An 8,337-nucleotide genomic window follows, 5' to 3' on the forward strand; every position below is an offset into this window, starting at 1 on the left:
GGGCAAGGCCGACCAGGCCACCGGCAACCTGAAGGCAGGCCGGCGAGAAGCTCAAGGACACCTTCAAGAGCTGACCCGCGCACCACGACGGCGGCGGCACCCCACAGCGGGTTGCCGCCGCCGTCGTCTGTCGCTAAGAGCGTGTTTGGAAATTCTAGTGGGTTGAGGGTGTCGTGTGTTTCTGCTGGCGGGTGGCGGGTTATCCACGGGCGATGCGGCGGGTGATGGTGTTGATCGCGGCCCAGCGGATCATGGCTTCGGATGTGGTGGGGGTGGCGTTTTCGTAGTCTCGGGCCAGGCGTCGGTGTGCGGTGAGCCAGGCCAGGGTCCGTTCGACCACCCCCACCTTCGTGGGAGGACGGTGAATCCGCGCTGCTCGGGTGGCTTGCGGATGAATCTCGATCGTTGTCTGCAGGATCGTGGCGGCCCAGTCGAGCAGTCGCCCGGCGAAGCCGGCGTCGGCGTAGACGAACCGCACCCTGGTAGCGCAGGTAGAGGTTGAGGCAGAGAATCGGCTTGGCGCCGTCGCGGGTCCTTGTACCGAGGCCGAGCACACCATCGTGGGTCAGCAGCAGACCGAGGGGTGTCGGTCACGATGAACCGTTTCCGTTCCGCCTGTCTTCTTCCCCGGCGTCGTAGCCGCGGGAGTCCTGGCCGACGGTGTCGGCGCCCTTGACCGACTGGGAATCGATGATCCCCGCACTCGGCTCCGGATCACGGCCCTCGGCGATACGTAACTGCCCCCGCACGACCGGGAGGATCTTCTCGGTGACCTTCTGCTGTTCCCACTGGTTGAAGTACCAGTAGACGGTCTGCCAGGGCGGGAAGTCCACCGGCAACGCCCGCCAGGCACACCCGGTCCGCACGACATACAAGATCGCGTCCAGCACGTCCCGACGAGCATGAGCAACAGGCCGCCCCCGCCGCGCGATGCGGCGGTAAACACGGCTCGATCACCACCCACTGGGCATCACTGGTGTCCGAGGGGTACCGGCGCGGTCGTTCCTGCATGCCGACCACGATGGAGCACCCCAGCCGTGTCGACCATCCCGACACACCCACCATTTCCAAAACACTCTCTCAAGGTCCGGCCCCGTGACCGACCCCGCCGCAGGACCCGGCCCGCAGGCCGTCGCGGACGCCGTGCTGGCCCACCCCTCGGTGCTGCGCCTCGACGGCGGCCCGATTCGGCGCGATCGCGTCGTACCTGCCCGGGACCGGGTCCAGGGCGTGCGGCTGGCCGACCCGTGGAGATCGCCGTCGTCCTGCGGCTGGGCAGGCCCTTCGCCGCGGTCGCCGACGAGGTCGCCGACCGGGTCCGTGCCGTCCTCGGCGACGACACCCTGGCCGTCGACGTGACCGTCGCCGACGTCGGTGCGGCCGGCGGCGTCGAGGGCCCCGCCGCGCCGTGACCCGCGCCCGGGCCGTCGCACGGTGACCGGGCTCGCCTAGACTCGCGCGAGCCCCGCCGTCACCGGGCGCGTCCCACGTACCCGGCGGCCGGTGGCACGGGACGCCCGGCGCAGAGCCGGGATCGTCCGGCGCCGGCGGGCGGGGCCACCGACCGGGGGCCGCGCGTGCCGCGGCCCGTTGCAGCACTCGTACCGCCCAAGGAGTTCCACCGTGAAGAGCACCGTCGAGCACCTCAGCCCGACGCGCGTCCGGATCAACGTCGAGGTGCCGTTCGACGAGCTCAAGCCCGACTTCGACCGCGCGTACAAGAAGATCGCCCAGCAGGTCCGCATCCCCGGCTTCCGCCCGGGCAAGGCGCCGGCCCGCATCCTGGAGGCCCGGATCGGCCGTGGCCCCGTCCTGGACGAGGTCGTGAACGCCGCGATCCCGGTCAAGTACCAGGAGGCCGTGGTGACGTCCGAGGACGTCAAGCCGATCGGCCGGCCCGACATCGAGGTCACCGAGATCGCCGACGGCGAGCGCATCGCGTTCACCGCCGAGGTCGACATCCGCCCCGAGATCACCCTCCCCGACCTGGACGGCCTGACCGTCGAGGTCGACGAGACCGAGGTGACCGAGGACGAGGTCACCGAGCAGCTCGACCAGCTGCGCGCCCGGTTCGGCACCCTGGCCGGTGTCGAGCGTCCCGCGCAGTCCGGCGACTACGTCCAGATCGACCTCTCCGCCGCCGTCGACGGCAAGGAGATCGAGGAGGCCACCACCACCGGCTTCTCCTACGAGGTCGGCCAGGGTGGTCTCATCGACGGCATCGACGAGGCCCTCGAGGGCATGTCGGCCGACGAGGAGAAGACCTTCACCTCGAAGCTGGTCGCCGGCGAGCACGCCGACAAGGACGCGGAGATCACCGTCAAGGTGACCACCGTGAAGGAGCGTCACCTCCCCGACGCCGACGACGAGTTCGCCCAGCTGGCCTCGGAGTTCGACACGCTCGACGAGCTGACCGAGAACCTGCGCGAGCGCCTGGGCCGGTCCAAGCGGATGGAGCAGGCCGCGCAGGCCCGCGACCGTCTCCTGGACAAGCTCGTCGAGGACACCGAGGTGCCGCTGCCGGAGTCGGTCGTCGCCGCCGAGGTCGAGACCCGCACCCACGACGCGGTGCACGCCTTCGACCACGACGAGGACAAGTTCGGCGAGTTCCTCTCCTCGCAGGACAAGACCCGCGAGCAGTTCGACACCGAGACGCGCGAGGAGGCCGAGAAGGCCGTCCGCTACCGCCTCGTGCTCGACACCCTGGCCGACCGCGAGGAGATCTCGGTCGGGGACCAGGAGCTCACCGAGCGGATCGTCTACCAGGCCCAGCAGTACGGCATGGCCCCGGAGCAGTTCGTCCAGCAGATCCAGCAGGCCGGCCAGCTCGGCGTGATCTACCAGGACGTCCGCCGCTCCAAGGCGCTCATCACCGCGGTGCGTGCGGCGACCGTCACCCTGCCGGGCGGCGAGGCCGTCGACCTGTCCGACCTGCTCGGGCCGGACGAGGACGAGACCACCGTCGAGGAGATCCCCGCGACCGACGTGGACGGTGCCGACGACACCGCCGACGACGCCACGGACACCACCACCGACGAGGCCTCCGATAAGGCCGACGCGAAGGCCTGATCGGCGGCCGTCACCCGGCCTCGCACGACACGTCGTGCGCTGTCGGCGAACATCGGGCGTCGTTCCCTACGCGGGGCATCCGCTCCGCGTAGGGTCGGCCCCGAACCGGTCCCCCACCGGACCGTGAACGGGTTCGCAAGACCCGACACCGGAGAACCGAGAGCGATCCAGAGGAAGACTCCGGGACCCCCTCCCGCGGCGTCCGCGCCGCGGGAGTGGGCCCGACTTCGGAAAGCAGGGTGAAGTGAGCCAGCAGGACACCGGCCCGTCCGCGGGCCGCGGCACCGGGCCGCAGATGCGGTCCGGCATCAGCGCGATGTCGCTGTCCGACTCCGTGTACGACCGCCTGCTCCAGCAGCGCATCATCGTGCTCGGTCAGCAGGTGGACGCGGAGATCTCGAACCGCATCGCGGCGCAGATGCTGCTGCTCGCGGCCGAGGACCCGGACAAGGACATCGAGCTCTACATCAACTCGCCCGGTGGCTCGGTCACCGACGGCATGGCCATCTTCGACACGATGAACCTGATCCCGTGCGACGTGGCGACCACGGCGATGGGCATGGCCGCGTCGATGGGGCAGTTCCTGCTGTCGGCGGGCACCCCGGGCAAGCGCTCGGCGCTGCCGCACGCGCGGATCATGATGCACCAGCCGTCCGCGGGCGTCGGCGGCACCGAAGCCGACATCACCATCCAGGCCGAGCAGTTCCGCCGCACCAAGCGGGAGATGGCGGAGCTGATCGCCCAGCACACCGGTCAGTCGGTCGAGACCATCGAGCGCGACTCCGACCGGGACCGCTGGTTCTCCGCGCCGGAGGCCAAGGACTACGGCTTCGTCGACCACGTCGTGACGCACGCCGGGCGGATCGGCGAGCAGAACGGGAGCGACAAGTGAGCACCTTCGACCCGCGCCACCCGGAGTCGATGACCGACCTGCGCGGCCCCGGCGGCTGGGCGCCGGACCCGGCCCGCTCCCGGTACGTGCTCCCGTCGTACGTGGAGCGCACCAGCTACGGGGTCAAGGAGTCGAACCCGTACAACAAGCTCTTCGAGGAGCGCATCATCTTCCTCGGTGAGCAGATCAACGACACCTCGGCGAACGACACCATGGCGCAGCTCCTGGTGCTCGAGTCGCTCGACCCGGACCGCGAGATCTCGCTGTACATCAACTCGCCGGGCGGGTCGTTCACGTCGCTGATGGCGATCTACGACACGATGCAGTTCATCCGCCCCGACATCCAGACCGTCTGCCTCGGGCAGGCGGCGTCGGCCGCGGCCGTGCTGCTGTGCGCGGGCACCCCCGGCCGTCGTATGGCGGTCGAGAACGCCCGCATCCTGATCCACCAGCCGGCCACCCAAGGCGTGTACGGCCAGGTGTCGGACCTGGAGATCCAAGCGGCGGAGATCTCCCGCATCCGCAAGCGGATGGAGGAGGTCATCGCGCGGCACTCGAACCGCTCCGCGGAGCAGGTGCGCGAGGACATCGACCGGGACAAGATCCTGACGGCCGAGGAGGCCAAGGAGTACGGCCTGGTCGACGAGATCGTGCAGAGCCGCAAGCTGTCCGGTACCGCCGGCGGCAAGTGACACCCGGGTCACCGGCGGCCGGTTCCGGCCGCCGGTGACCGCCCGGCGACCCGCCGGGGAACCGGACACCGCTTCCGGTCCCCGTGCGGGCCGCGGGCAGGTACCGTCAACCCGCACGGGGCGACGGGCGCGACGCGAGAACGCCGGACCAGGACTGGGGATCGACACCTATGGCACGCATCGGCGACGGCGGGGACCTGCTCAAGTGCTCGTTCTGCGGGAAGAGCCAGAAGCAGGTCAAGAAGCTCATCGCCGGCCCCGGCGTCTACATCTGCGACGAGTGCATCGATCTCTGCAACGAGATCATCGAGGAGGAGCTGGCCGAGGCCGGTGAGGTCAAGCTCGACGAGCTGCCCAAGCCCACCGAGATCCACGAGTTCCTCGACCAGTACGTCGTCGGTCAGGCCACCACCAAGCGCACGCTGTCGGTGGCGGTCTACAACCACTACAAGCGCATCCAGGCCGGCGAGCGCAGCCGTGCCGCGGGCGGCGACGCCTCCGACGGCATCGAGATCGCCAAGTCGAACATCCTGATGCTCGGCCCCACCGGGTGCGGCAAGACCTACATGGCGCAGACGCTGGCCAAGATGCTCAACGTCCCGTTCGCCATCGCCGACGCGACCGCCCTCACCGAGGCCGGCTACGTGGGCGAGGACGTCGAGAACATCCTGCTCAAGCTCATCCAGGCCGCCGACTACGACGTGAAGCGCGCCGAGACCGGCATCATCTACATCGACGAGGTCGACAAGATCGCGCGGAAGTCGGAGAACCCGTCGATCACCCGCGACGTGTCCGGCGAGGGCGTGCAGCAGGCGCTGCTGAAGATCCTCGAGGGCACCACCGCGAGCGTCCCGCCGCAGGGCGGCCGCAAGCACCCGCACCAGGAGTTCATCCAGATCGACACGACGAACGTCCTGTTCATCGTGGCCGGCGCCTTCGCCGGGCTGGAGCGGATCATCGGCGAGCGGGTCGGCCAGTCCGGCATCGGCTTCGGCGCCGACATTCGCTCGAAGAAGGACCTGGACTCCGCGGAGCGCTTCGCCGAGACCCTCCCCGAGGACCTGATCAAGTTCGGTCTGATCCCCGAGTTCATCGGCCGGCTGCCGATCGTCGCCTCGGTGACCTCGCTCGACAAGGACGCCCTGGTCAAGATCCTGACCGAGCCGCGGAACGCCCTGGTGAAGCAGTACCGCAAGCTGTTCGAGATGGACGGCGTGGAGCTGGAGTTCGCCGAGGACGCCCTCGACGCCGTCGCCGACCAGGCGATCCTGCGCGGCACCGGCGCCCGTGGCCTGCGGGCGATCATGGAGGAGGTGCTCCTCCCGGTCATGTACGACATCCCCAGCCGCGACGACGTGGCGAAGGTCGTCGTGACCGCGCAGACGGTGAAGGACAACGTCAACCCGACGATCGTCCCGCGCCAGCCGCAGCGCCGCGAGCGCCGCGACCGCTCGGCCTGAGCCGCCGCGAGAACCGACCCGACGCCGGTCCCACCAGCAGGTGGGACCGGCGTTGTCGTTTCGAGACCCGCTCGGGTTGCTGCACCCTTCCGCACTACTTAGCGTTGCTCCGTCAACATACGACGGAGGGGCGACATGTCCGGATTTCTCACGCGGGAGCGCATCGTTGCTCCACCCGGATGGAGCCGTTGGCTCGTCCCACCGGCAGCGCTGTCCATCCACCTGGCGATCGGCCAGGTCTACGCCTGGAGCGTCTTCAAGACGCCGCTGGCGAACGCACTCGACCTGTCGGGCGTCGCCACGGCGCTGCCCTTCACGCTCGGCATCATCATGCTGGGCCTGTCCTCGGCGCTGTTCGGCACGAAGGTCGACAGCAACGGCCCGCGCTGGGCGATGGTCGTCGCGTCGAGCTGTTTCGTCGCCGGGTTCCTGATCTCGGGTCTCGGCCTCTACGCCGAGCAGTACTGGCTGGTCGTGCTGGGCTACGGCTTCGTCGGCGGCATCGGCCTGGGCATCGGCTACATCTCGCCGGTCTCCACGCTGATCAAGTGGTTCCCGGACCGCCCGGGCCTGTCCACCGGCCTGGCGATCATGGGCTTCGGCGGCGGCGCGCTCATCGCGACCCCGCTCACGAACTCGCTGCTGTCGGCGTTCGGCGGCTCCGGTGACGGCGCCACCTCGGCCGGCATCGGGTCCACGTTCCTCACGATGGGCCTGATCTACCTGGTCTTCATGTCGGTCGGCTGGATCCTCATCCGGGTGCCCGCCGAGGGCTGGACGCCGCCGGGCTGGGACCCGTCGACGGCGAAGAAGAGCGGGATGATCTCGACCGGGAACGTCTCGGCGAACAACGCGATCCGCACGCCGCAGTTCTGGCTGCTGTGGGTCGTGCTGTGCTTCAACGTCACCGCGGGCATCGGCATCCTGGAACGGGCCTCGCCGATCTTCCAGGACTTCTTCGCGGAGAACGGGGCCACGGCCACCCTCGCCGCGGCGGCGGGCGGGTTCGTCGCGATCCTGTCGCTGGCGAACTCGGCCGGGCGCATCGCGTGGTCGTCGCTGTCGGACGTGCTGGGTCGGAAGAACATGTACCGCATCTACCTGGGCGTCGGTGCGCTGCTGTACCTGCTGATCACGCTGATCCCGAACCAGTCGCGGGCGCTGTTCATCGTCGCCGCGGTGCTGATCCTGTCGTTCTACGGCGCCGGGTTCGCCACCGTCCCGGCGTACCTGCGGGACCTGTTCGGCACCTACCAGGTCGGCGCGATCCACGGCCGGCTGCTGACGGCGTGGTCCCGCGGGCGTCCTCGGCCCGCTGATCGTCAACGCGATCGCCGACGCGCGGATCGAGGCCGGCGTCGAGGGCCGGCCCGCTACACGACCGCGTTCATCATCATGATCGTGCTGCTGGTCATCGCGTTCGTCTGCAACGAGCTGATCAAGCCGGTCGACGCGAAGCACCACGAGCCGTCCGCAGAGGCGGCCCGGACCCGACCCAGAAGGAGACCGCGTGAGCAGCGTTGCGAGACCGGCGGGTCGTCGACCTGGGGGCCGGTGCAGTGGATCGGGGCCGTCCTGGCCTGGTGTGGGTCGGCGTCCGTTCGCCTACGGCTGTACGAGCTCGTCCTGAAGATCCCCGCCCTGTTCGGCTGAGTCTTCGCCCGCCGTTCACCCGGACGGTCCGGATCGTCCTCACCCGTCCGGGTTAGAACGGCGGGCGTGGCTCTTTCCCGACGCTCCCTGTTCCGCACCGCGGCCGCCGGTGGTCTCGCCGGCGCCGCTGCCCTCGCCCTGCCGGGCACGGGTGCCGCCGCCCCCGCGCTGGTCCGCTCCGGCCGGCCGCTGCTGACCCACGGTGTCGCGGCCGGTGACGTCCGGCCAGGCTCCGGGCTCGTCTGGACGCGGGCCGACCGGCCGTCGCGGATGGTCGTCGAGGTCGCGGGCTCGCCGGACTTCCGGCGGGCACTGCGGATCCCCGGCCCGGTGCTGACCCCGGCCACCGACCTCACCGGAAAGCTGCGTGTCCCGGCGACGCGGGGGCGGGTGCACTACCGCGTCGTCGCCGAGCCGCTCGACGGCGGCCCCGCGAGCGCCCCGCTGACCGGCTCCTTCCGGGCGGTCCCCGGCCGCGGCGAGCCGGTGCGCATCCAGTGGTCCGGCGACGTCGTCGGGCAGGGCTGGGGCATCGACACGCGCCCCGGCGGCATGCGGATCTTCTCCGCCA

At 70.1% G+C, this 8,337-nt stretch carries 8 protein-coding genes and 1 pseudogene; 7 read left to right on the forward strand and 2 right to left on the reverse strand.

The genetic code is table 11. The features are described 5' to 3' along the window. Positions 1-199: 199 nt before the first annotated feature. The gene (locus tag KPL57_RS73315; RefSeq protein ID WP_374203955.1) at positions 200-478 is read right to left on the reverse strand and encodes a hypothetical protein; all 279 of its coding nucleotides are present in this window, start codon (positions 476-478) and stop codon (positions 200-202) included. A gap of 112 nt (positions 479-590) precedes the next feature. Next, positions 591-932, reverse strand: a complete 342-nt coding sequence (locus tag KPL57_RS59730; protein ID WP_226358842.1) for a transposase — start codon at positions 930-932, stop codon at positions 591-593. Between the two features lie 315 nt (positions 933-1,247). On the opposite strand from KPL57_RS59730, the gene KPL57_RS59735 reads away from it, so the two are divergent. The 7 genes and pseudogenes from KPL57_RS59735 to KPL57_RS59765 form a co-directional block, all read left to right on the forward strand. Next, positions 1,248-1,412 (forward strand): hypothetical protein, encoded by a 165-nt coding sequence (locus KPL57_RS59735; RefSeq protein WP_226358840.1) that lies wholly within the window; start codon positions 1,248-1,250, stop codon positions 1,410-1,412. A 211-nt stretch (positions 1,413-1,623) separates the two neighbouring features. After that, a complete protein-coding gene (gene tig, locus KPL57_RS59740) occupies positions 1,624-3,069 on the forward strand; it encodes a trigger factor (RefSeq protein ID WP_226355871.1) in 1,446 nt (481 codons plus the stop codon). A 295-nt stretch (positions 3,070-3,364) separates the two neighbouring features. Beyond that, positions 3,365-3,961: an ATP-dependent Clp protease proteolytic subunit gene (locus KPL57_RS59745; protein ID WP_062404398.1), complete on the forward strand. Its 597-nt coding sequence runs from the start codon at positions 3,365-3,367 to the stop codon at positions 3,959-3,961. A gap of 29 nt (positions 3,962-3,990) precedes the next feature. After that, positions 3,991-4,653 (forward strand): ATP-dependent Clp protease proteolytic subunit, encoded by a 663-nt coding sequence (locus KPL57_RS59750; protein WP_226356687.1) that lies wholly within the window; start codon positions 3,991-3,993, stop codon positions 4,651-4,653. A gap of 170 nt (positions 4,654-4,823) precedes the next feature. Continuing rightward, entirely contained in the window at positions 4,824-6,113 is a 1,290-nt protein-coding gene (gene clpX / locus KPL57_RS59755) for an ATP-dependent Clp protease ATP-binding subunit ClpX (protein ID WP_226355872.1), read from the forward strand. Between the two features lie 135 nt (positions 6,114-6,248). Beyond that, positions 6,249-7,604 (forward strand): annotated as a pseudogene (locus tag KPL57_RS59760) (OFA family MFS transporter); the annotation flags it as partial. A 228-nt stretch (positions 7,605-7,832) separates the two neighbouring features. Next, a partial coding sequence (locus KPL57_RS59765; RefSeq protein ID WP_226358841.1) for a PhoD-like phosphatase N-terminal domain-containing protein occupies positions 7,833-8,337 on the forward strand: 505 nt, incomplete at its 3' end.

It is taken from the genome of Pseudonocardia sp. ICBG601, assembly GCF_020496245.1.